Consider the following 23,635-nt stretch of genomic DNA (forward strand, 5'->3'; position numbering starts at 1 on the left):
CGTCGCCCGGCGGTCCTCCGCCGCGCTGACCTGCGCGACCCCGTCCGGTGTCGACGGCGGTTGTCGTGGTCGCCGTTGTTACCCGTGGGGATACCGGCGGGTATACCCGTGGGTCACCTCAGAACATGAGGGATCCCTCATTTTCGTGTGCGACGATGACTCTCGTCCGCAGGCAGGGCACGTCGCGCCATCCCGACCGAGCGCCGCGCGAAGTCTCTGCCTGACAACGACTTCCGCCGTCCGCCGGCGGAGGGCCGCGGTGACGCACCGCATCTCGTCGTCGAGATGACCACCGGCCCGCCCCGACACCGATGTCGTCCCCCATCGCCGCGCGCCCGACGCCGTGGCGAGACGCCCGCCCCCGACGTCCCCCGACAGCCGAGGAGATCCCCTGTGACGGTCAACGAGTTCCGCAACGAGACCGAGGGCACGCCGTCCTCCCGCCACACCGACACCCTGATCGCGCGTCTGCGCGCGGGCACGCCGTACGCCGTGACCTTCGGGGGGCAGGGGACGCCGTGGTTGCCGGCGCTGGCGGAGCTGGTGATCGACGCCGAGCTCGACCACTCGCTCGCGCACACCGTCGACGCCGCCGAGCGTCTCGTGGCCCCGGTCGCCGGTGAGATCGACGCCGTGCGACCCGACGGGTTCGACCCGCTGGCCTGGGTGCACCGTCTCGCCGCCGACCGCACCGTGCCGTCGCCGACCGTCCTCGCCGGGGCGGCGCAGTCGGTCCCGGGCATCCTCCTCGCCCAGATCGCCGCGCTCGCGGCGCTGGCCAAGCAGGGCCTCGACACCGCCGAGATCGCGCCGACCGCGGTCGCCGGACACTCGCAGGGCATCCTCGCCGCCGACGTCGTCGCCGACGCGGGCGGGCGTGGCGCGCTGCTGGCGGTCGCGCACCTCATCGGCGCAGCGGGAGCGACCGTCGCGCGACGCACCGGCCTCGGGGCCACCGCCGACGGCGCCCCGATGGTGTCGGTCTCGAAGGTCGACCCGGCCCGGCTGGCCGCGATCCTCGACGAGCACCGCGCGTCCCTGGTCGGCGACGACGCGCTCATCGCGCCGGTGGTCGCCATCCGCAACGGCCGGCGGTCGGTCGCCGTCTCCGGCGCCCCGCGGCAGCTGCGCGCGATCGAACAGCGCTGCGCCGCGATCGCGGCCGCCGAGGCCGCCGAGCGCAAGGCCAAGACCACGGGCGGAGCGCCCTTCGCGCCCTCCTTCGACGCGATCGACGTCTCCATCGCGTTCCACCACCCGGCGCTCGCCGGTGCCGTCGACCTGGTCGCGGACTGGGCCGATCGCTGCGGCCTCGACGTCGCCTGGGCGCGCGGCCTCGCCGAGGCGATCCTCGTGGCGCCGTGCGACTGGGTCCGCAGCCTCGACGACGTCGCCGACGCCGGTGCCCGCTGGCTCCTGGACCTCGGCCCGTCGGACTCGGCGACCCGGCTGTCGGTGCCGAACGTCCGTGGACGCGGCATCGGCTGCATCCCCGCCAGCTCCCGCGGCGGCCAGCGCAACATCTTCGCTCCGGGCGGGGTGCCGTCGGTCCCGGCCCCGTGGAGCGTGCACGCCCCTGCCCTCGCCGAGCTGCCGGACGGGCGCACCGTCGTCGAGACGGCCTTCACCCGTCTGACGGGTCGCTCGCCGATGCTGCTCGCCGGCATGACCCCGACGACGGTGGACCCGGCGATCGTCGCCGCCGCGACCAACGCCGGCCACTGGGCCGAGCTCGCCGGTGGCGGACAGGTGACCGAGGCGATCCTCGCCGAGAACCTCGACCGCCTGCACACCCTCCTCGAGCCGGGCCGCCAGGCGCAGTTCAACGCGCTCTTCCTCGACCCGTACCTGTGGAAGCTGCAGCTCGGCGGCAAGCGTCTGGTGCAGAAGGCCCGCGCCGCCGGTGCGCCGATCGACGGTGTCGTCGTCTCGGCCGGCATCCCCGAACTCGACGACGCCGTCGCGCTGGTCGAGGAACTGGTCGACGCGGGGATCCCGTGGGTCGCCTTCAAGCCGGGCACCGTCGAGCAGATCCGCTCGGTGGTCCGCATCGCCGCCGAGGTGCCCGCGCACCCGGTCATCGTCCACATCGAGGGCGGCCGCGCCGGCGGTCACCACTCGTGGGAGGACCTCGACGACCTCGTACTCGCCACGTACGCCGAGCTGCGCGCCCGGCCCAACGCGGTCATCTGCGTCGGCGGTGGCATCGGCACACCCGAGCGGGCCGCCGACTACCTGACCGGACGCTGGTCGACCGCGCACGGCTTCCCGGCCATGCCCGTCGACGGCATCCTCCTCGGGACCGTCGCGATGGCCACCCTGGAGGCCACCACCTCGCCCGCGGTGAAGCAGCTGCTCGTCGACACGCCCGGATGCGACGCATGGATCGGCGCCGGTCACGCCCGGGACGGGATGGCCTCGGGCCGGAGCCAACTCGGCGCCGACATCCATGAGGTCGACAACGCCGCGTCGGCCTGTGGTCGCCTCCTCGACGCGGTCGCCGGCGACGCCGACGCCGTCGCCGAGCGCCGCGCGGAGATCGTCGCCGCGCTCGACGCCACCGCCAAGCCGTACTTCGGCGACGTCGCCGCGATGACCTACCGTCAGTGGCTTACCCGCTACGCCGACCTGGCGGTCGGCACCGATCCCGGCCCGGCGCCGGTCTGGGCCGACGTCACCTGGCGCGACCGTTTCCTGCAGATGCTGCAGCGCACCGAGGCGCGGATGCACCCGGCCGACCGCGGCGAGGTCGCGACGGCCTTCGCCGACGAGGCCGCCACCGACAACCCGCACGCGGCGATCGACGTGCTCGGCAGCCTCTACCCGGAGATCGACGCCGACGTGCTGCACCCGGCCGACGTCGCCTTCTTCCTCGGGCTGTGCCGCACCCCCGGCAAGCCCGTGAACTTCGTCCCCGTCGTCGACGCCGACGTGCGCCGCTGGTGGCGCAGCGACTCCCTGTGGCAGGCGCACGACGCCCGCTACGGTGCCGACGAGGTCTGCGTCATCCCCGGCCCCGTGGCGGTCGCCGGGATCACCGAGGTCGACGAGCCGGTCGGCGACCTGCTGAACCGCTTCGAGGCCCACCTGGCCGCCGAACTCGCCTCCCGCGGCGTCGACGCCACACCCGTACCGAGCCGTCGGGCCGGGATCGCAGGCCGCACCGGCGTTCTCGCGACGGTGCTGGCCGCCGACTCCGTCGAGTGGGCCGGACGCATGGTGCCGAACCCGATCGCACGTCTCGGCGACGTCGAGCGCTGGGCGTTCCTCGACGACGGCGACGACCGCGCCGAGCACGCCCCCACCGGCGCGACGCTGACCCGCGTCGACGGCGGTGTGGAGCTGGTGGTCCCGGTCGCGTCGACCACCGTCACCATCCCGATGCGCATCGACGCGTCCTTCGCCGACGGTGGTGCCCCGCGCGTCGAGCTCGACGCCGCGTCGGACGCGATGCGGACCATCCTGGCCGTCGCCGCGGGTGATCTCCCCGACGTGAACGACGGTGTCGCGACCACGACCGCCCTGTGGACGGCGCATCTCGCCGCCGACCACGCCGGGGTGACCGCACACGCTCTGCCGCAGCATCTCTCGGCGTCGACCCCCTCGGGCAGCGGTGGGTTCGCCGTCCCCGACGCGCTCGTCGGTCTCGCCTGGCCGGCTGTGTTCGCCGTCCTCGGCGCGGCACGCTCCCTCGACGGGCGCCCGGTCGTGGAAGGACTCCTCGATCTCGTCCACCTCGACCACGCCGTGTCCGCCGTCTCCGACCTGCCCCGCGTCGACACCGACGTCACCGTCACCGCCACGCAGCGGTCGGTGACCGACACCTCCGTCGGGCGCGTCGTCACCGTCGACGTCGAGATCGCCGGTCCGACCGGGGTCCTCGCGACCCTGACCGAGCGGTTCGCCATCCGCGGTCGCACCGGTGCCGGCGAGCTGACCGACCCGGTCCGCGCCGGCGGCGCCGTGGTCGACGAGCGGTCGGCCACGCGGGCCCTCGTGCGGACCACACGTGTCACCGCCCCCGCCCGCATGCACGGCTTCGCCGCAGTGTCGGGTGACCGCAACCCGATCCACACCGACCTGCGCGCAGCCCGTCTCGCCGGTCTCGGCGAGCCGATCGTGCACGGGATGTGGCTGTCGGCGATGGCCCAGCACGTGGTGACCGCGACAGACTCCGACCGCCCCGTCCCGGCCCCCCGCCCGCTGCTCGGCTGGACCGCCCGGTACCTGGGGATGGTCCGCACCGGCGACGAGGTGACCGTCCGCGTCGAGCGCGTCGGCCTGGACCAGGGTGCCGAGGTCGTCGAGGTCACGTGCTCGGTCGACGGCGACCTGGTCCTCGCGGCCACCGGCCGTCTCGCGGCGCCGCGCACCGTGTACGCCTTCCCCGGACAGGGCATCCAGAGCGCGGGCATGGGTCTCGCCGCCCGTGCCCGCTCGGCGGCCGCCCGCGACGTCTGGGACCGCGCCGACGCGCACACCCGTGCGGCACTGGGCTTCTCGATCCTCGCGGTCGTCCGCGACAACCCGACACGACTGGTCGCCCGGGGCACCACCTACACGCACCCCGACGGCGTGCTGTTCCTGACGCAGTTCACCCAGGTCGCGATGGCCACCCTCGGTGTCGCGCAGATCGCCGAGCTGCGCGAGTCCGGCGGCTTCGTCGAGGGCGCCATCACCTGCGGCCACTCGGTGGGCGAGTACAACGCGCTGGCCGCCTGCGCCGGGGTCCTCCCGCTCGAGGCGGTCCTGGAGGTCGTGTTCCAGCGCGGCGAGGCGATGCACCACCTCGTCCCGCGCGACGAGCTGGGGCGCAGCAACTACCGGCTCGCCGCCATCCGCCCGAGCCAGTTCGGTGTCGCCGACGACGAGGTCGTCGGATTCGTCGCCGACGTGTCCCGCGCCTGCGGTGAGTTCCTCGAGGTGGTCAACCTCAACCAGCGCGGCACCCAGTACGCCATCGCGGGCACGGTCCGTGGCCTGGAGAACCTCGAGGCCCACATCGAGCGTCGTCGGGCCGAGGTCGGCGGCAAGCGCGGCTTCATCCTGATCCCCGGCATCGACGTGCCGTTCCACTCCAGCGTCCTGCGTGACGGGGTGCCGGAGTTCCGGGCGCGTCTGCAGGAGCTGCTGCCGGAGTCCCTCGACCCCGACGTCCTCGTCGGGCGCTACATCCCGAACCTGGTCCCGCGTCCGTTCACGCTCGACCGCGAGTTCGTCAGCGAGATCGCCGATCTCGTGCCGTCGCAGCCGTTGGCCGACGTCCTCGACGACTGGGCCGCCGCCTCGGCCGACCGGTCGGCGCTGGCCCGGACGGTCCTGATCGAGCTGCTCGCATGGCAGTTCGCGAGCCCGGTCCGCTGGATCGAGACCCAGGACCTGTTGTTCGCCGGGCGTGAGACGGGCGGTCTCGGTGTGCAGCGGTTCGTCGAGGTCGGTGTCGCCACCGCCCCCACCCTCGCCGGGCTGGCCACGAACACGCTGAAGCTCGACGCGTTCGCGGGGTCGGCCGTGCAGGTGCTCAACGTCGAACGCGACAGCCAGGTGCTGCTCGCCCAGGACGAGGCGCCCGAGGAGGTCGACGAGCCGACCACCGCGGACGTCACCGACGCGCCGGCCGCCGCGCCCGCGGAGGTCGCCGCAGCACCCGCACCGGCGCCCGCCGCCGCGGCGGGCCCTCGCCCGGACGACATCGCGTTCACCCCGGCCGACGCCGTCCGTGCGGTCATCGCGCTGTGGACGAAGATGCGCCCGGACCAGATCGGGACCGCCGACACCATCGAGGCGCTGTGCGACGGTGTCTCGTCGCGCCGCAACCAGCTCCTCCTCGACGTCGGCGCCGAGCTGGGCCTCGGCGCGATCGACGGCGCGGCGGAGGCCGACATGGCCTCGCTCGCGTCGACCGTCGACGCCCTCGCCCGCGGCTACAAGCCGTTCGGGTCGGTTCTCACCGACGCCGTCGGCGACGCGTTGCGGAAGGTGTTGGGCCCCATCAACAAGCGGCCCGCGCACATCGAGGACCGGGTGTCCTCCGTGTGGCAGCTCGGCCCCGGGTGGGCGCGCCACACCACGGTCGCACTGGCCCTGGGCACCCGCGAGGGCGCGTCGGTGCGGGGCGGTGACCTCGGCGGGCTCGTCGACGGTGCCCTCGGGTCGGTCGACGCCCTCGACGCCGCGATCGACGCCGCCGTCGTCGCGGTCGGCGCCCAGCGCGGTGTCACGGTGAGCAAGCCGGCCGCCGAGTCCGGCGGTGGCGCGATGGTCGACGCCGCCGCGCTGGGTGCCCTCACCGAGCAGTTCACCGGGCGCAGTGGAGCGCTGGCGAGCGCGGCGCGGACGGTGCTGCGCAAGCTCGGGCTCGAGGACGACGTCACCGAGATCGACCCGGGCGCCGCCGACGAGGCCCGCGCGGCCCAGGTCCTGTCCGACCGTGTGTCGGCCGAACTCGGCGCCGACTGGCTGCGTGTCGTCACGCCGACGTTCGACGCACGGACCGCCGTGCTCGTCGACGACCGGTGGGCGAGTGCACGCGAGGACCTCGCGCGTCTGTGGCTGGCCGACGACCACGACCTCGACGCCGACTTCGAGACGGTCACCCGACGATTCGCCGGTGCGGGACACACCGTGGCCCAGCAGGCGACGTGGTGGCAGGGCAAGGCGCTCCACGTCGGTGACGGGGTGCGCGCCCGGGTCTACGCCCAGATCGCCCACCTCGCCGAGGATCCCACGCCCGGCACCTACTGCGACGAGGTCGCCGTCGTGACCGGTGCGTCGTCGGGCTCGATCGCCGCGGCGGTCGTCGGGCGTCTGCTCGCCGGGGGAGCGACCGTCGTCGCGACCACCTCCCGTCTGGACGGGACCCGTCTCGCGTTCTTCAAGCAGCTCTACCGCGAGCACGCCCGCGACGGGGCGGCCCTGTGGGTCGCGTCGGCGAACATGTACTCCTACACCGACGTCGACGACCTCGTGGAATGGATCGGGTCCGAGCAGTCGGAGACCGCGGGCGGTTCCACCACCCTGGTGAAGCCCGCACTGCGCCCGACGCTGCTGTTCCCGTTCGCCGCGCCGCGTGTCGCGGGTGACCTGTCCGACACGGGTCCCCGCGCGGAGCTGGAGATGAAGGTGCTGCTGTGGTCGGTCGAGCGTCTGATCGCCGGTCTCGGCGAGCTGGGCGCCGACCACGACATCGACGGCCGGGTGCACGTGGTGCTGCCGGGGTCGCCGAACCGCGGCATGTTCGGAGGTGACGGGGCCTACGGCGAGAGCAAGGCCGCCCTCGACGCCCTGGTCGCGCGGTGGTCGGCGGAGTCGTCGTGGAACACCCGCGTCACGCTGGCGCACGCGATCATCGGCTGGGTGCGCGGCACCGGGCTGATGGGGCACAACGACCCGATGGTCTCGGCGGTCGAGGCCGCCGGCGTGCGCACCTGGTCGACCACGGAGATGGCCGACGAGCTGCTCTCGCTGTGCGCCCCGGCCCGACGCGCCGCGGCGCGCACCGCGCCGATCGTCGCCGACCTCACGGCAGGACTCGGTGAGGCCGACCTCGACCTCGGGGCCCTGGCGTCGCAGACCCAGGCCACGGCCGACGACGAGGCCGCCGAGGACGCCGCTCCGGTGACGGTGCCGGCGCTGCCGGCACCGGCGCGCCCCGCGTCGGGAACGACCCCGTCGTGGCCCGAGGTGGCCGTCGACCCGGCCGACCTCGTCGTCATCGTCGGCGCCGGCGAGCTCGGCCCCTACGGCAGCGCACGCACACGGTTCGAGATGGAGGTCTCCGAACACCTCTCGGCGGCCGGTGTCCTCGAACTCGCCTGGAGCACAGGGCTGGTCCGCTGGGAGCAGACCCCGAAGCCGGGCTGGTACGACACCGAGACCGGCGACCCCGTCAGCGAGCACGAGATCGCCGACCGGTACCACGACACCGTGGTCGAGCGGTGCGGGATCCGTCGCTACGCCGACGACGGCGAGATGGTCGACAACGCGGCGCCGCTGCTGACCTCGGTCTACCTCGACGAGGACCTGACGTTCACCGTCGCGTCCGAGGAGGAGGCCCGGGCGTTCGCGGCGTCGGACGGGGAGCGGACCGCCGTGCGGGCGCTCGAGTCGGGCGACTGGGAGGTGACCCGTCGGGCGGGCACCGAGATCCGCGTCCCGCGCCGGTTCGCGTTGAGCCGCACCGTCGGTGGGCAGATCCCGACCGGGTTCGACCCGACCGTCTACGGCGTCTCCGCCGACATGGCGTCGTCGCTGGACCGCGTCGCGCTGTGGAATCTCGTCGCGACGGTCGACGCGTTCCTCGGCTCCGGTTTCGACCCCGCCGAGCTCATGCGGTGGGTGCACCCCGGCCTCGTCGCCAACACCCAGGGCACCGGCATGGGTGGCATGGAGTCCATGCGGTCGCTGTACATCGACACCCTGCTGGGGGAGTCGAAGGCGAACGACATCCTGCAGGAGGCGCTGCCGAACGTCATCGCCGCGCACGTCGTGCAGTCCTACGTCGGCAGCTACGGCGCGATGATCCACCCGGTCGCCGCGTGCGCCACCGCCGCGGTCTCCGTCGAGGAGGGTGTCGACAAGATCCGGCTCGGCAAGGCGCTGTTCGCGGTCGCCGGCGGCTTCGACGACCTGTCCATCGAGGGCATCGTCGGGTTCGGCGACATGTCGGCCACCGCCGACTCGGCGGCGATGGCCGCGCGCGGCATCGACCCCCGCCGGTTCTCGCGCGCCAACGACCGGCGACGGGGCGGCTTCGTCGAATCCCAGGGCGGTGGAACGGTTCTGCTGGCCCGAGGCGACGTCGCCGCCGACATGGGACTGCCGGTCCTCGGTGTCGTGGCGTGGGCGCAGAGCTTCGGCGACGGTGTCCACACGTCGATCCCGGCCCCGGGCATCGGTGCCCTCGGTGCCGCCCGCGGTCGGGCGGAGTCGCCGATGGCCCGCGCGCTGCGCGATCTCGGCGTGAGCGCCGACGACGTGGCGGTGGTGTCCAAGCACGACACCTCGACGAAGGCCAACGACCCCAACGAGGCCGACCTGCACGAGCGGGTGGCCGGTGCGCTGGGCCGCAACGACGGTGCACCCCTGTTCGTGGTGTCGCAGAAGTCGCTGACCGGGCACGCCAAGGGCGGCGCGGCGGCGTTCCAGCTGATCGGGCTCTGCCAGATGCTCCGCGACGGCGTCATCCCGCCCAACCGCAGCCTCGACTGCGTCGACGAGACGATGCGGGAACACCCGCACCTGGTGTGGGTGACCGAGGCCCTCGACCTCGGCGAGCGGTTCCCGCTGAAGGCGGGGCTGCTCACCAGCCTCGGGTTCGGCCACGTGTCCGGGCTCGTCGCGGTGGTGCACCCGGAGGCGTTCGTGGCGGCGCTCGACGCCGACCGCCGGGCGGCCTACCGGGAGGCCGCGGCGCAGCGGTCCCGCGAGGGTGCGCGCCGACGGCTCGAGGCGATGTGCGGCGGTGCGCCGATGTACCAGCGTCCGCCGAACCGCCGTCTCGGCGACGACGGACCGGACCCCGACCGCGAGGCGGCGATGCTCCTCGACGAGTCGGTGCGCCTCGACGCCGGCGGCGACTACCCGGCGATGTCGGGGTCGGCGCGACGATGAGCGTGCTCGGTGTCGGTATCGACATCGTGTCGGTGCCGGAGTTCGCCGAGCAGATGACGCAGGCGGGCACGACGTTCGCCGACCGGTTCACGGTCGGTGAGCGTCGTGACTCCGCGGCCGGGACCGGTGACGACGCACGGCATCTCGCGGCCCGCTGGGCCGCGAAGGAGGCCGTCGTGAAGGCGTGGTCGGTGAGCCGGTTCGCGTTGCCGCCGGCCATGGCCGCCGTCGAGCACAGCGACATCGAGGTCGTCACCGACGCGTGGGGTCGCCCGTCGATCCGGCTTTCGGGGACGATCGGGGAGCACCTGCGTGCCGCGCGGGTCCACATCTCGTTGACGCACGACGGGCCGTCCGCGGCCGCGGTCGCGGTGATCGAGGGACCCGACCCGGGCTGAGCGTGCGGGCGGGGGTGTCAGGCGGTCTCGGGGTCCTCGAGGAGCAGGTAGCCGGTCAGCATCCGCTTCAGCTCGGCGACGGTGCGGGCGTGGTCGTGCCCGTCCTGCACCGAGAAGCTGAGCAGCGAGTACGCGGTGTGGACGAGCACCTCCGACATCATCGTGCGCCGGGCCCGCTGGCTCGGGGTGAGCGGCGCGATGATGCGCGCGACCATCTCGGCCAGCGCCCGCTCGTGGACCATCGCGGTCGCACGGGTGGCCGGGGTCGACTGGACGGCGAGCCACACGGCCCGCCTCGACGGGTCGTCACGCCACAGCGACGCGAGGTGGTCGAGGAACTTCTCGAGCAGCCGCGGCCAGTCGAGCGACGGGATCTCCTCGCCGAACGCGCGCAGTGCGTCCTGCACACCCACCGCGTCCTGCCGGTCGAGTTCGCAGACGATCACGTACTTGTTCGCGAAGTACTGGTAGAGCGTCCCGATCGGCACGTCCGCGCGGGCCGCGATCTCCTCGCACGTCAACGACTCGAAGCCGACCTCGATGAGCAGCGACCGCGCCTCGACGAGCATCGCCTCGACGCGACGGCGACTGCGCTCCTGTGTCGGTCGCTTCCGGGGCACCAGGGGTGCCGTCGGGTCACCCATGGGCTCGGAGCTCAGATCGCGAGGTCGCGGCGCAGCTTGGCGACGTGGCCGGTGGCGCGGACGTTGTACTGCGCCACCTCGATGGTCCCGTCGGCGTCGACGAGGAACGTCGACCGGATGACGCCGGTGACGGTCTTGCCGTACATGGTCTTCTCGCCGAACGCACCCCACTCGGTGAGCACCGTCTTGTCCGGGTCGGACAGGAGCGGGAAGGTCAGCTCCTGCTCGTCGCGGAACTTCGCCAGCTTGGCGGGCTTGTCGGGGGAGATGCCGACGACGTCGATCCCCGCCCCGGACAGCTCGGCGAGGTTGTCGCGGAAGTCGCAGGCCTGCTTGGTGCATCCCGGCGTCGACGCCGCGGGGTAGAAGTAGACGACCACCTTGCGGCCGGCGTAGTCCGCGAGCGAGACGGGATTGCCGTCCGCGTCGGGCAGGGTGAAGGCCGGGGCGGTGTCACCGGGAGCGAGCCGTCGTGTCGTCACGCGTGACACGGTAGCCGAGCAGGGTGGCGCCGGTCGTGGCCGAGGACGGTCTCGGGCGACGGCTCGTGTCCCGTCACCGGGCGCGTGAACTACGGTTGCCTGAAGAGTGCCCGGCCGCCGTGCCGGCACGACCCGGAGCCGGGGCCGAACGCAGGCGTCGACCCGCCGACGACGATGGAGGACACGTGGCACGCGACCCCGACAGCATCGAGCGCGACATCGTCCGCGCCCGCGAGGATCTGGCCTCCACCCTGGACTCGCTCGCCGAGCGTGCGAACCCGCAGCGGCTCGCCGAGGACGCCAAGAACGGGGTCGTCGCCACCCTGAACACCCCCGCGGTGAAGTACCCGCTCATCGGGGTCGGGGTGCTCGTGCTCGCCCTGACGATCAAGAAGATCGTCAGCTGATCTCAGCGCGCGGTCCCCGTCCCCGGTGACCCCGCGCTCTCCGCGACGAAGAGCGCTTCCGTCGCCGCGACGGCACAGTCCGCGATGTCGCGCAGCGGTGCGTCGGCCTCGACCTGCGCCGCGATCAGCTCGCGCAGACCGCCGACGAGCAGAACCACCATCGGACGCGACGGCGGGCTGAACCCCTCACGGCGGAGGTCGTCGTTGTCGGCGAGGTCGCAGACCAGGTCGACGAAGCCCTCCCGCGTGGCGCGCTCGACGTCGCGTGCGCCCGATCGCAGGGTCGGGGCGTCGCGGATCCAGCTCAGCGTGATCGCCGGTTCCGCCGACGACCCCGCGATCCACGTCTCGATCCCCACGCGCACCTGCTCCCGCCAGGGCGCCGACCGGTCCACCACGCGGTAGATCAGGTCCATCTGCCCCTGGCTGACCATGGCCAGCATCGCGGCGAAGCACTGTTCCTTGTCGCCGAAGTGCTCGTAGAACGTTCGCCGCGACATGTGTGCGAGACGCACGATGTCGGCGACGGTCGTGTCGCGGAACCCGCGCTCGACGATGGACGTCGCGAGTGCGTCGACGATCCGACCGCGTACGTCGTCGGTGCGGGCGACCTCGCGCGGGGACGGAAGGGCGGTCGTCCCGTCGGGTGCCATGGCCGCGAGCGTATCCGCCGGTCTCCTCCCGGCCCGGACGACGACCGTCGACATCCGTGGTACGCATGCGTACCATCGTCGACACCGGCGACCGCCGAGCGCAGAGACGAGGGTTCCCATGAGCATTCCGACCACCGACCGTCCCGCCGCGCCGGCGACACCGCCGACCCCGCGGGTCCCCCGTGCGCTCGTCGCCGGCGCGACCGTGGTCAACCGCCGGGCCGGCCTGGAGTGGCTGCGTTCCCGACACGGCTCGGTGTTCACCGTCGACATCCCGGTGTTCGGGTCGACGGTGGTGGTCGCCGATCCGCTGCTGGCGCGCGACGTGTTCCGCGCCCCGACCGACGTCCTGGAGTCCGTCGAGCAGAACCTCGGACGGGTCCTCGGGCCGAACTCGATGTTCGCCCTCACCGGAGAGCGCCACCGGCGCGAGCGCAAGCTGCTCGCGCCGCCGTTCCACGGACGTCGCCTGCGCTCCTACGCCGACGTCATCGAGGCGTCGGCGCGGGCGGAGATGGCGACGTGGCCGACCGACCGCGAGTTCGCGACCATGCCGTCGTTCATGCGCATCACGCTGGACGTGATCATCAAGGCGGTCTTCGGTGCCCACGGCCCCGAGTTCGACCGGTTGCGGATCGTGTTGCCGCGCATGGTCGAACTGGGCTCGATGCTTGCCGTCGTGCCGCTGCCGCAACTGCCCGCGCTGGGTGACATGAGCCCCTGGGGGCGTCTGCGCCGCTGGCGGCGCGAGTACGACGCCATCGTCGGCCGCCTCATCGCCGCGGCACAGGCCGCCGACGATCTCGACGAGCGCGACGACGTGCTCTCCATGATGGTGGCGAGTCGCTACGACGACGGCAGCCCCATGACCCGGGACGAGATCGCCGACGAACTGCTCACCATGCTCTCCGCAGGGCACGAGACGACCGCCACGACCCTCGCCTGGGCCGTCGAGCGGATCTCCCGCCATCCGGCACTGCTCGACCGGCTCGTGGCCGAACGTGCCGCCGGCGAGAGCGCACTGCTCGAGGCGACGATCCTCGAGGTGCAGCGCGCGCGACCGGTGATCGACGTGACGTTCCGTGACGTCGTCGCCACCGAGGTGCACCTCGGCGACTGGACCGTCCGCCGCGGTCAGTCGGTGATGGTGGGGATCGGGCTGATCCACTCGGACCCGTCCGTGTGGCCGGACCCGGAGCGTTTCGACCCCGACCGATTCCTAGGCACCCGACCGGATCTCACCGAGTGGATCCCGTTCGGCGGCGGCGCCCGGCGGTGCATCGGTGCCGCCTTCGCGTCGATGGAGCTGCAGGTCGTCCTGCAGACGCTGCTCGACGAGGTCGTCGTGGTGCCGACGTCGCGTCGGGGGGAACGGTGGCGGCCCCGCGGCGTCGCCTACGCCCCGGCGCGCGGCGGTCGGGTGCGGGTGAGAAGGCGGCGCAACGCCTGACGCAGGCGGTCCCACAGACCCGGCGACGGCCGCGGCGGTGCGCCCGGACCGGGTCCGGGCGCCGGCGCGACCGGGGTCACGCCCGAGCCCGCCGTCCAGCGCAGCGACCCGTGCTCGAAGTCCTGGCGACGTCCGTCGCCGTCGGCGTACTCGTCGGACACGGGCCAGCCGAGGTCGCCGGCCTGCGCGCCGAGAAGCGCGTACCGGGCACCGATCGCGCCGTGTGTCCAGTGGCCCGACCGGGATCCGTTCTGTCGGAACAGGACACCGCCGAGGAACGGTTGCACGCCGCCGCCGTCGACCACGGTGTGGGGACCGGCGGGGTAGCCCAGGGGGCCGCGTTCGAAGCCGAGGGCGGCCCACGCCTCGAAGAGGCCGTCGTGGGGGATCGGCTGCGCGTGCACGCGGCCGTCCGGCGTCCGGGGCATCGTCGGTGACCAGTAGACGTGGGCGTGCTCGAACTCGGCGAAGCGGCCGAGGCCGTCGGGGCAGACGATCTCGCCGGGGGTGATACGGCGGCCGATCCAGGCGGCGGCGATCCGCGCCGCCTCGTCGATCTCGTTCGGCGCCGGCGGACCGCCGATCCCACACGCTGCCGCGAACTGCTCGGCGCTCAGCCCGTCCGCGGAGTTCATGTCGCAGTTGCCGAACGGTGGTGCGCCCTCGGGCAGTCCGCCGCCCCAGCCCTGCCCGTCGGTGTACTGGTGCGCGATCTGCCCGGGCAGATCCGGGTTGCTGCCGTAACCCGCCCCGATCACGCGCAGTCCCGGCGGGCGCGTACGCCACATCGAGGCGAAGTCCGCCGCGTTGGCGTACCCGATCACCCGGCGGGCGTTCCCGCCGCAGTAGGCGACGAGATCCCAGTAGGTGCGGTTGATCCAGTCCGACGCGTCGCCGGCCGGGTTGCCACCGGACTCCACGTCGAGCATGAGCACCACGCGTGGGTGCAGCCCGCCGTTGCGGTCGACCTGGTCCCGGAGCGTCGCCGCCGTCTCCTGCCAGTTCGGGCGGACGTAGCAGTAGACGATCCCGACGGTGAGACGTCCGGAGTCCAGCGATCGACGCACCCACGAGTAGTTCCGGGGAAAGTTCGGATCGCGGAAGGTCCCGTCGTTCGCCCGGATCGACAGGATCGGGTACGGATACGTGTCGTCCACGGGCGGTTGGTAGTACGAGACGTCGGCGAAGAGGGTGTCGGTCATCGCGTCCCACTGTGCCCGGCGGCTCCGACGGTGTCCCGATCCACCCGCCCACCACGGGATTTCTCGACCCGCCGGTCGACCTGTTAATGTCTCTTCTCGCGCCACCGCGCGCCATTAGCTCAATTGGCAGAGCAGCTGACTCTTAATCAGCGGGTTCGGGGTTCGAGTCCCTGATGGCGCACAGAACGAGAGCCCCCGTCGCGACCGTCCCGGTCCGGCGGGGGCTCTCGTCGTCGGGAAGCCGTACCGCGGGCGTGCCGTGACCTCGACGTGACCGCGGGTCTCGTACACTGATGCGGTCTGCCTGCGGGGGTCGGGCGTGAGGCCGCGATGTGCGTCATCCGCGGTCGAGGGGCGCAGCGGCGCGCACGAGTCGGTGAACAGATGTATTCGGGAGTGCAATGGTGTTCGGACGTTCGGGTCGACGTGTCTCGTGGTCGGTGGCGGCGGTCGCGCTCGTCGCCGTGATCGCGACAGCGTGTTCGGCGGGGACCGCGACCCCGACCTACAGCGACAAGGTCGCCAGCAACCTCGGTTTCGACGATCTGCTGCGTCCGGTCATCTCCGTCACCGGGTTCGCCGGGGCGCCGCTCACCGACCGCTCGGCCGGCGTGCAGCCCGGGGCGCCCCTGAAGGTCACCGCGCAGTCGGGGACGCTGACCGACGTCCGCATCCCGAAGGCCGACGGCGCCGGGAACGTGGCCGGCACCTACAACGCCGACCGCACGACGTGGACCTCCACCGAGCCCCTGGGCTACGGCACCACCTACACGCTGTCCGCCGACGCCCGCGGCATCGCGGGCGCATCCGCGACGCAGATGTCGTTCACGACGCGCTCGCCGAACAACCTGACCGACGCCTACCTGTTGCCGGAGAACAACTCCACCGTGGGCATCGGACAGCCGGTCGCGATCCGCTTCGACGAGCCGATCACCGACCGCAAGGCCGCGCAGGACGCCATCACCGTCCGCACCGACCCGCCCGTCGAGGGCGCCTTCTACTGGCTCAGCGACAGTGAGCTGCGGTGGCGGCCGCAGAACTTCTGGAAGCCCGGCACCAAGGTCCACGTCGACGTCAACACCTACGGGATCGACCTCGGTGACGGGGTGTTCGGTCAGCAGAACAAGACGCTCGACTTCACCATCGGGCGCGCGCTGATCGCCACCGGTGACGACAACACGAAGCAGGTGTCGGTCGCGATCGACGGCAAGGTCGTCCGGACCATGCCGGTGTCGTTCGGCAAGGACAGCTCGCCGACGAACCCCGGCACCTACATCGTCGGAGATCGAGTCCCGAGCATCATCATGGACTCGTCGACCTACGGCGTCCCGGTGAACTCGCCCGGCGGGTACCGCGAGACCGTCTACTTCGACTCGCAACTCTCGTACAGCGGCATCTATCTGCACTCCGCGCCGTGGTCGATCGGAGATCAGGGCAACACCAACGTGAGCAACGGCTGCCTCAACGTGAGCCCGGAGAACGCCGAGTGGTTCATGAACACGGCGCTGCGCGGCGACATCGTGATCGTGAAGAACACGATCGGTCCGGTCCTGCCCGGCACCGACGGCCTGGGAGACTGGAACATCCCCTGGGACGTGTGGAAGAAGGGCAACGCGGGCGGCAGCGCCTGACGGGATCCACCACACTGCCATCGGCCAGTGTTACGCTCCGCGTTGACACGATGGCCGGGGTGATCGGCCGTCCCAGGTGGCGCGCCGCGCCCGAGGAAAGGCAGTTCCCCCGATGGCACCTCGTTCCCCGTGGATGACCGACGACCTCGACGACCTGCGCCGCATGGTGCGGGCGTTCATGGAGAAGTCGGTCGCGCCGAACGTCGACAAATACGTCGACCAGCACCACGTCGACCGTGACCTGTGGAACGCGGCCGGCGAGCTCGGCCTGCTGTGCATGTCCATCCCGGAGGAGTACGGCGGCGGCGGTGGCACCTTCGCGCACGAGTCGGTGCTCATCGAGGAGCAGGCGCGCATCGGTGACTCGTCGTGGGGCGTGAGCCTGCACAACGGCATCATCGCCCATTACCTGCTGGCCTACGGGTCCGAGGAGCAGAAGCGGACGTGGCTGCCGAAGATGGCCTCGGGCGAGGTGGTCGGTGCGATCGCCATGACCGAGCCGGGCACCGGATCGGACCTGCAGAACGTCAAGACCAAGGCGATCCGCGACGGTGACGACTACGTCATCGACGGCTCGAAGACGTTCATCACCAACGGTTCCCAGGCCGACCTGATCATCGTCGTGGTCAAGACCGACACGTCCGAGGGTGCCAAGGGCATCTCGCTCGTCCTCGTCGAGGGTGACCGAGAGGGCTTCCGTCGCGGGCGGGTCCTGGACAAGATCGGTCAGCGCGGGCAGGACACGTCGGAGCTGTTCTTCGACGGGGTGCGGGTGCCCACCTCGAACCTCCTCGGCGCGGAGGAGGGTCAGGGCTTCATCCAGCTGATGCAGCAGCTGCCGCAGGAGCGGTTGATTATCGCGGTCGCATCGATCGCCGGCATGGAGGCCGCCATCGACCACACCCTGCGCTACACCAAGGAGCGACAGGCGTTCGGGCGCCCCGTCTTCGGGTTCCAGAACACCAAGTTCAAGCTCGCGGAAGCGGCCACCGAGACCCGCATCGGACGCGTCTTCGTCGACGACTGCATCGTCAAGCACCTCGACGGTCAGCTCGACATCCCGACCGTCGCGATGGCCAAGTGGTGGACCACCGACCGCGCGATGACTGTCCTCGACGAGTGTGTGCAGCTGTTCGGCGGCTACGGCTACATGAGCGAGTACCCCGTCGGTCGCATGTGGGCCGACGCGCGCGTGCAGAAGATCTACGCCGGCACCAACGAGATCATGAAGGAGATCATCGCCCGGTCGCTCTGACGACGACGATCCGACAGGCGTCTGTGATGGGGGTTCCCCCCATCACAGGCGCCTGTTATCGTTAAGGCGTGTCACGGTCCGGACCGCGGTGGACAGACGAGGACATCGCCCGTCTCCCGGCCTGGACGCTGGTGCAGGCCTACCACCCGGTCGCTCGGCGGTTCCATGAGATCTTTGCCGCCGAGCAACTGACGCCGGTCCAGTTCGGAGTCCTGATCCAGCTCGAGGCGACGCCGGGCATCTCGCAGGCCCAGCTCGCGCGCAAGATCCTCGTCCGCCAACAGAGCATGGCCGAACTGGTGTCGGGACTCGTCGAACGAGGGCTTCTCGCACGGGATCTCGACGCGCGGCGGGGTCGCACGGTACCCATCGTCCTCACCGACGCCGGGCGTGATCTCGTCCTCCGTGCAGCCGACGCGGTGGCCGAGTTCAACCGGGCCACCGAGTTGGGCCTCACCGAGGCCGAGGCCCGCAGCCTCAACGTGTTGCTGCACAAGGTGATCGACGCGTCCCGTCGGTGGTGACGCGCGGTCGCCGGTGCCCGCCGGAGACCGAGGAGAAGTCATGGCCGCTCTCGCACGATTCGTCACGTCCCACCGGTGGTGGGTCGTCGCCGCCTGGATCGTACTGACCGCGCTGGGCGGGTTCGGGGCGTCGAAGGCGGTCTCCGCGCTCAGCTACGACTTCGGTCTGCCCGGTCAGCGGGGATACGAGACGAACGTCGACATCGTCGAGCAGTTCGGGTCCGGCGGTGCCAACGCACCGATCCTGCTGGTGGCCGACGGGAAGGACCGTCGGCTCACCGCGGCCGACGGTACGGCCGTGGCCCGCGCTGCCGGTCAGGCCGCACCGGGCGCCCGGGTGACCTCCTTCGCCGAGAACCCGCAGCTGCTGTCACGCAGCGGGACAACGGGAGTCGTGCTGGTCTACCCGACACCCCGCGGGGGAGCCGAACCGTACGTGGCGGCCACCGCCGCTCTCGAGACGGCGGCCAGGTCCGTGTCGTCGTCGACGGGTGTCGCGGTCACGGTGACCGGTGCCGACGCGCTCGCCAGTGGTGGGGAGTCCGGCGGCGTGGACATCCTGGCCGAGACGGTCTTCGGCGGCGTCGGAGCTCTCGTCGTGCTGGCGTTGGTGTTCGGATCGTTCCTGGCGCTCATGCCGCTCATGGTGGCTGCCGCGTCGATCCTCACGACGTTCCTCATCCTGTGGGGCCTCACCGCCGTCACCGAAGTGTCGTTCATCGTGCAGTACCTGCTCGCGCTGATCGGACTCGGTGTCGCCATCGACTACGCGCTGCTCGTCGTCACCCGGTGGCGCGAGGCGCGCGGGGAGGGCCTCGACGACGTCGCCGCCGTCCACGAGGCGATGACGACCGCAGGGCGCTCCGTGCTCTTCTCCGGCCTGACGGTGGCCGTGAGCCTCGCGGCGCTGATCGCGCTGCCCGTCCCGTTCCTGCGCAGCATCGGCTTCACCGGACTGCTGATCCCCCTGCTCAGCGTCGCGGTGTCGCTCACCCTGCTCCCCGCTCTGCTGGTGTTGGTCGGGCGACGCCTCGAGTGGCCCCACCGACGCGGGACGAGCCCCGACAGCCGGTTGTGGCGCCGGGTCGGGACCGTGGTGGTCCGGCACCGATGGGTCTCGGCTGCGGCCGCGCTGGCGGTCCTCGTCGTGCTCGCGATCCCGGTGTTCTCCCTGAATCTCGCCGACCCCACGAACGACTCGCTGGCGTCCCGCGGCGGACCCGCCGGTGCGGCGATCGGTGCCGTCGAGGACTCCGGTCTCGGCGCCGGACTGACCAAGCCGATCGAGGTCGTCACCGATCGTCCCGCCGTCCTCGCGCAGCGTCTCGCCGACGTGCCGGGGGTCGCCGGTGTGGTCGCGCCGGACGGCTGGCGCTCGGGTGCGACACACGTCGTCGACGTCTGGACGACGGCCGACGTCTCCACGTCCGCCGGTGCCGACGCGGTGGCACGCGTCCGATCGGCGGCGGAGGCCGACGGGGCGCGGGTCGGTGGTGTCGCCGTCCAGAACGCCGATTTCATCGACGCGGTCTACGGCAACGCCTGGTGGGTGCTGCTGGTGATCGTCGTGGTGACCTTCGCCCTGCTCGCCCGGGCGCTGCGATCGATCGTCCTGCCGCTCAAGGCGTTGCTGCTCAACGTCATGTCGCTCGGCGCGGCCTACGGCATCACGGTGTTCATCTGGCAGGACGGCTTCGGCACGGAACTCCTCTTCGACCAGCAGTCGTCGGGGGCCATCACGCTGTGGATCCCGATCGCGGTGTTCGCGTTCCTGTTCGGGCTGTCGATGGACTACGAGGTGTTCCTGCTGAGTCGCATTCGCGAGGAGCGCGATGCGGGCGCGGACACCGACACGGCGACCGTCACGGGGGTGACGCGGACGGGCCGGTTGGTCACCTCGGCCGCGATCATCCTGTTCCTCGCGTTCATCTCGCTGTCCCGGGTCCCGACCACCGACGTGAAGATCCTCGCCACCGCGTTGGCGCTCGGCATCCTGATCGACGCGACGATCGTCCGCGGTGTCCTCGCGCCGGCACTCGTGGCCGCTCTCGGTCGGGCGAACTGGTGGGCGCCGTGGCGACGGGAGCGTACGACGTCCTGAGAAGGCGTGTCCCGAGACGACGATGGCCCCCTCCGGGTGGGAGGGGGCCATCGGTCGGGGTGGATGACGGGACTCGAACCCGCGACAGCCAGGATCACAACCTGGTGCTCTACCAACTGAACTACATCCACCATGGGCCCCGATTGCTCGGAACCAGGGTCACACTCTATCCGCAGTCGCCTCGACAAGACCAATCGGTTGTCGGCTGCGGTGTGTCAGGCCTCGCCGAGGTCGCGCACGACCTGTTCGATCTGCGACGTGTCCGGTCCGGGCGGCGCGACGAAGACGGTCTCCCGGTAGTACCGGAGCTCCCGGATCGATTCGCGGATGTCGGCCAGTGCGCGGTGGGCCAGTCCCTTCTCGGGCTGACCGAAGTAGATCTTGGGGTACCAGCGCCGCGACAGCTCCTTGATCGAGCTGACGTCGATCATCCGGTAGTGCAGGTAGGCGTCCAGCGTCGGCATGTCGCGGGCGATGAAGCCGCGGTCGGTCGCGATCGAGTTGCCGGCCAGCGGCGCGGACCCCGACGACGTCACGTGCTCCCGGATGTAGTCGAGGACCATCTTCTCGGCCTCGGCGAGCGTCACGGTGGACTGACGGACCTCGGTCGTCAGACCGGAGTGGGAGTGCATCTTCTTCACCACGTCGGGCATGGCGTCGAGGTCGGCGTCGTCGGCGTGGATCACGACGTCGACGCCCTCACCGAGGATGGTGAGGTCGCTGTCGGTGACCAGCGCCGCGATCTCGATCAGTTTGTCCGAGTCGAGCCGCAGGCCGGTCATCTCACAGTCGATCCACACCAGTTTGTCCTGCACCCGACAACCTTAGCGGGCCGATAGGGTTGTCCCCGGTCGACCAGGTGCGCACCACGAGGGACGGGGACGAGGCGGATGACGCAGGCAGACGGCTCAGGGCAGCGCAGCGCGGCGCAGGAGATCGCGGCGGGCTACGCCGTCGACGGGGCGGCGCTGCAGCTCGGCGCGGTGCGCGTGGACGGTGTCGTCGACGCCGGTGCCCAGGTCCGGATCCCGCTGGCGATGATGAACCGCCACGGCCTCGTCGCCGGGGCGACCGGTACCGGCAAGACCAAGACGCTGCAGGTGATCGCCGAGCAGCTCTCCACCGCGGGCGTACCCGTCGTCCTGGCCGACATCAAGGGCGACCTGTCGGGGCTGAGCCGTCCCGGCGAGCCGTCGGAGCGGATCAGCAAACGCGTCGCGGAGATCGGCGACGACTGGGCGCCCGCCGGCCACCCGTGCGAGTTCGTGTCGCTCGGGACCGGCGGGGTCGGTGTGCCCATCCGCGCGACGGTCACCTCCTTCGGGCCGATCCTGCTGAGCAAGGTGTTGGGGCTCAACGACACCCAGGAGTCGACGCTGCGGCTGATCTTCCACTGGGCGGACACCCGCGGTCTGGCGCTGCTCGACCTCAAGGACCTCCGGGCGGTCATCACGCACCTCACCGGCGATGAGGGCAAGGCCGACCTCGCCGAACTCGGCGGGGTGTCGAAGGCGACCGCCGGGGTCATCCTGCGGTCGCTCACGACGTTGGAGGCCGACGGCGGCGACACGTTCTTTGGTGAGACCGAGATCGAGCCCGCTGACCTGCTGCGCACCACCCCCGACGGGGCGGGGATCATCACGTTGTTCGAACTCGGCGACCAGGCCGCGCGGCCCGTGCTGTTCTCCACGTTCCTGATGTGGATCCTCGCCGACCTGTTCGGGTTCCTCCCCGAGATCGGCGACACCGACAAGCCGAAGCTCGTGTTCATCTTCGACGAGGCGCACCTGCTGTTCAGCGACTCGTCGAAGGCGTTCGTCGAGCAGGTCGAGCAGACGGTGAAGCTCATCCGATCGAAGGGTGTCGGGGTGTTCTTCTGCTCGCAGTTGCCCACCGACATCCCGAACCAGGTGTTGTCGCAGCTCGGCGCCCGGATCCAGCACGCCCTGCGCGCGTTCACCCCTGATGATCAGAAAGCGCTGTCGAAGACGGTGAAGACCTACCCGACGTCGACTGCCTACGACCTCGAGAAGGCGTTGACCTCGTTGGGCATCGGCGAGGCGATCGTGACCGTGCTCTCCGAGCGTGGGGCTCCGACGCCGGTCGCGTGGACCGTCGTGCGACCTCCGCGGTCACTGATGGCGGGCATCGGCGCCGAGGCGATGACCACCGCGGCGACGGCGAGCCCGCTGCACGCGAAATACGCGGAGACCATCGACCGCGAATCGGCGTACGAGAAGCTCAACGCCAAGGTTCTCGCACCCGCCGACACGCCCGCGCCCCCGGAGGCGCCTGCCCCGCCGGCGCCCGCCCCCGAGGCGCCCAAGGCCGGCGGCAAGCCCGAACCCGGTGTCGTGCAGGAGATCCTGGGGAACCCGGCGGTGAAGAGCTTCATGCGGTCGGCCGGGAGCGCGCTCGGCCGCGAGATCACCCGGTCGCTGTTCGGGACCGGGCGTCGCCGGTAACCCTCAGCCGCCGAGCTTCTTGTAGAACCCGCCGACGATCGGCGCGACGATCGCGCGCGGGGTGTAGCCGCCGGCCACCGACATCGCCTTCGACAGCGCGCCGGGGACGACGCGCATCTTGTTGCGCGCCAACGCGTCCAGGCTGAGGCGGGCGACGCCCTCGCTGTCGTCCCAGAGGAACCCGGGAACCATCTTGTCGACGATGCTCGCATCCTCGGGCGAGGGCTCCTCGGTGCGCACCGGGCCCGGCGCCAGCAGCGTCACGTGCACGCCCGCCGAGGCGACCTCGCCGCGGATCGACTCGCTGAAGGTGTTCACGAACGCCTTCGACGCCGCGTAGGTCGCGTTGTTCGGGATCGGCATGTTGCCCGCCGCCGACCCGACCATGAGGATGCCGCCGGACCCGCGCTGCACCATCTGCGGGAGGACGGCGAGCGTCAGGTCGTGCACGGCGGTCACGTTGAGGCGGACCTGGGCGCGCTCGTAGTCGGCGTCGAGGTCGACCAGCGGGCCGAACGTCGCGATGCCGGCGTTGTTGCAGAGCAGCGCGATCTCCCGCGCGGCGAACTCGGCGCACAGCACCTCGACGGCGGCGGGATCGGACAGGTCGCTCGCGCGGACCTCGACGTCGACGCCGTGGGCGGCGCGGAGTTCACCGGCGGTCTTCTCCAGGATCTCGCCGCGGCGGGCGACCAGGATCAGGGAGTAGCCCCGCCGGGCGAGTTCCCGGGCCAGGGCATCACCGATGCCGGACGACGCGCCCGTGACGACGGCGCGGTTGGACTGCGACGGTGCGGTCAGTGCCATGGCG

General features: G+C 71.6%; 15 protein-coding genes and 2 tRNA genes. 10 read left to right on the forward strand and 7 right to left on the reverse strand.

Annotated features, from left to right (window positions below; genetic code table 11):
• Positions 1-393: 393 nt before the first annotated feature.
• Both LX12_RS00200 and acpS read left to right on the forward strand, forming a co-directional pair.
• Positions 394-9,612: a type I polyketide synthase gene (locus LX12_RS00200; protein WP_253652508.1), complete on the forward strand. Its 9,219-nt coding sequence runs from the start codon at positions 394-396 to the stop codon at positions 9,610-9,612.
• A complete protein-coding gene (gene acpS, locus LX12_RS00205; protein WP_253652509.1) occupies positions 9,609-10,010 on the forward strand; it encodes a holo-ACP synthase AcpS in 402 nt (133 codons plus the stop codon). The genes LX12_RS00200 and acpS overlap by 4 nt, the downstream gene beginning before the upstream one ends.
• Before the next feature lie 17 nt (positions 10,011-10,027).
• Here the strand turns inward: acpS and LX12_RS00210 are convergent, their stop codons facing one another.
• Both LX12_RS00210 and bcp read right to left on the reverse strand, forming a co-directional pair.
• Positions 10,028-10,654 carry a TetR/AcrR family transcriptional regulator gene (locus LX12_RS00210; RefSeq protein WP_253652510.1) on the reverse strand — a complete coding sequence of 209 codons (627 nt, stop codon included), beginning with the start codon at positions 10,652-10,654 and terminating at the stop codon, positions 10,028-10,030.
• Positions 10,655-10,665: 11 nt separating this feature from the next.
• Positions 10,666-11,136, reverse strand: a complete 471-nt coding sequence (gene bcp / locus LX12_RS00215) for a thioredoxin-dependent thiol peroxidase (RefSeq protein ID WP_253652511.1) — start codon at positions 11,134-11,136, stop codon at positions 10,666-10,668.
• Positions 11,137-11,321: 185 nt separating this feature from the next.
• On the opposite strand from bcp, the gene LX12_RS00220 reads away from it, so the two are divergent.
• Positions 11,322-11,543, forward strand: a complete 222-nt coding sequence (locus LX12_RS00220) for a DUF3618 domain-containing protein (RefSeq protein WP_253652512.1) — start codon at positions 11,322-11,324, stop codon at positions 11,541-11,543.
• Positions 11,544-11,545: 2 nt separating this feature from the next.
• On the opposite strand, the gene LX12_RS00225 is transcribed toward LX12_RS00220, so the two are convergent.
• On the reverse strand, positions 11,546-12,196 hold the full coding sequence (locus LX12_RS00225; RefSeq protein WP_253652513.1) for a TetR/AcrR family transcriptional regulator: 651 nt from the start codon (positions 12,194-12,196) through the stop codon (positions 11,546-11,548).
• Positions 12,197-12,314: 118 nt separating this feature from the next.
• On the opposite strand from LX12_RS00225, the gene LX12_RS00230 reads away from it, so the two are divergent.
• Positions 12,315-13,646, forward strand: coding sequence for a cytochrome P450 (locus LX12_RS00230; RefSeq protein ID WP_253652514.1), 1,332 nt, complete (start codon positions 12,315-12,317; stop codon positions 13,644-13,646).
• On the opposite strand, the gene LX12_RS22325 is transcribed toward LX12_RS00230, so the two are convergent.
• Entirely contained in the window at positions 13,592-14,848 is a 1,257-nt protein-coding gene (locus tag LX12_RS22325; RefSeq protein WP_253652515.1) for a hypothetical protein, read from the reverse strand. The two genes, LX12_RS00230 and LX12_RS22325, sit on opposite strands and share 55 nt — an antisense overlap.
• Positions 14,849-14,956: 108 nt before the next feature.
• Between LX12_RS22325 and LX12_RS00240 the strand changes: the two genes are divergently transcribed.
• From LX12_RS00240 to LX12_RS00260, 5 genes are all read left to right on the forward strand, one after another.
• A tRNA-Lys gene (locus LX12_RS00240) sits at positions 14,957-15,029 on the forward strand.
• Between the two features lie 220 nt (positions 15,030-15,249).
• A complete protein-coding gene (locus LX12_RS00245) occupies positions 15,250-16,479 on the forward strand; it encodes a L,D-transpeptidase (RefSeq protein WP_253652516.1) in 1,230 nt (409 codons plus the stop codon).
• Positions 16,480-16,591: 112 nt separating this feature from the next.
• Positions 16,592-17,734 (forward strand): acyl-CoA dehydrogenase family protein, encoded by a 1,143-nt coding sequence (locus LX12_RS00250; RefSeq protein WP_253652517.1) that lies wholly within the window; start codon positions 16,592-16,594, stop codon positions 17,732-17,734.
• A gap of 68 nt (positions 17,735-17,802) precedes the next feature.
• Complete coding sequence (locus LX12_RS00255; protein ID WP_253652518.1) at positions 17,803-18,258, forward strand: MarR family winged helix-turn-helix transcriptional regulator; 456 nt, start codon at positions 17,803-17,805, stop codon at positions 18,256-18,258.
• A 40-nt stretch (positions 18,259-18,298) separates the two neighbouring features.
• The gene (locus tag LX12_RS00260) at positions 18,299-20,359 is read left to right on the forward strand and encodes an MMPL family transporter (protein WP_253652519.1); all 2,061 of its coding nucleotides are present in this window, start codon (positions 18,299-18,301) and stop codon (positions 20,357-20,359) included.
• 58 nt (positions 20,360-20,417) lie between these two features.
• Here LX12_RS00260 and LX12_RS00265 read toward each other — a convergent pair.
• Together LX12_RS00265 and orn are read right to left on the reverse strand one after the other, a co-directional pair.
• A tRNA-His gene (locus LX12_RS00265) sits at positions 20,418-20,490 on the reverse strand.
• Between the two features lie 84 nt (positions 20,491-20,574).
• Entirely contained in the window at positions 20,575-21,174 is a 600-nt protein-coding gene (gene orn, locus LX12_RS00270) for an oligoribonuclease (protein WP_253652520.1), read from the reverse strand.
• Positions 21,175-21,249: 75 nt separating this feature from the next.
• Here orn and LX12_RS00275 point away from each other — a divergent pair, with 75 nt between their 5' ends.
• The gene (locus tag LX12_RS00275) at positions 21,250-22,824 is read left to right on the forward strand and encodes a helicase HerA-like domain-containing protein (protein WP_253652521.1); all 1,575 of its coding nucleotides are present in this window, start codon (positions 21,250-21,252) and stop codon (positions 22,822-22,824) included.
• Between the two features lie 3 nt (positions 22,825-22,827).
• Here the strand turns inward: LX12_RS00275 and cmrA are convergent, their stop codons facing one another.
• Positions 22,828-23,631, reverse strand: a complete 804-nt coding sequence (gene cmrA / locus LX12_RS00280) for a mycolate reductase (protein ID WP_253652522.1) — start codon at positions 23,629-23,631, stop codon at positions 22,828-22,830.
• Positions 23,632-23,635: the final 4 nt, after the last annotated feature.

The sequence above is a fragment of the Williamsia serinedens genome (assembly GCF_024171725.1).
Taxonomy (GTDB): domain Bacteria; phylum Actinomycetota; class Actinomycetes; order Mycobacteriales; family Mycobacteriaceae; genus Williamsia_A; species Williamsia_A serinedens.

Bases quoted from the DNA above. Each gene is read 5' to 3' on its own strand.
- LX12_RS00260 (WP_253652519.1), top strand. From the start codon at position 18,299: ATGGCCGCTCTCGCACGATTCGTCACGTCCCACCGGTGGTGGGTCGTC.
- cmrA (WP_253652522.1), bottom strand. From the start codon at position 23,631: ATGGCACTGACCGCACCGTCGCAGTCCAACCGCGCCGTCGTCACGGGC.
- LX12_RS00230 (WP_253652514.1), top strand. From the start codon at position 12,315: ATGAGCATTCCGACCACCGACCGTCCCGCCGCGCCGGCGACACCGCCG.
- LX12_RS00250 (WP_253652517.1), top strand. From the start codon at position 16,592: ATGGCACCTCGTTCCCCGTGGATGACCGACGACCTCGACGACCTGCGC.
- acpS (WP_253652509.1), top strand. From the start codon at position 9,609: ATGAGCGTGCTCGGTGTCGGTATCGACATCGTGTCGGTGCCGGAGTTC.
- LX12_RS00225 (WP_253652513.1), bottom strand. From the start codon at position 12,196: ATGGCACCCGACGGGACGACCGCCCTTCCGTCCCCGCGCGAGGTCGCC.
- LX12_RS00245 (WP_253652516.1), top strand. From the start codon at position 15,250: ATGGTGTTCGGACGTTCGGGTCGACGTGTCTCGTGGTCGGTGGCGGCG.
- LX12_RS22325 (WP_253652515.1), bottom strand. From the start codon at position 14,848: ATGACCGACACCCTCTTCGCCGACGTCTCGTACTACCAACCGCCCGTG.
- LX12_RS00210 (WP_253652510.1), bottom strand. From the start codon at position 10,654: ATGGGTGACCCGACGGCACCCCTGGTGCCCCGGAAGCGACCGACACAG.
- LX12_RS00275 (WP_253652521.1), top strand. From the start codon at position 21,250: ATGACGCAGGCAGACGGCTCAGGGCAGCGCAGCGCGGCGCAGGAGATC.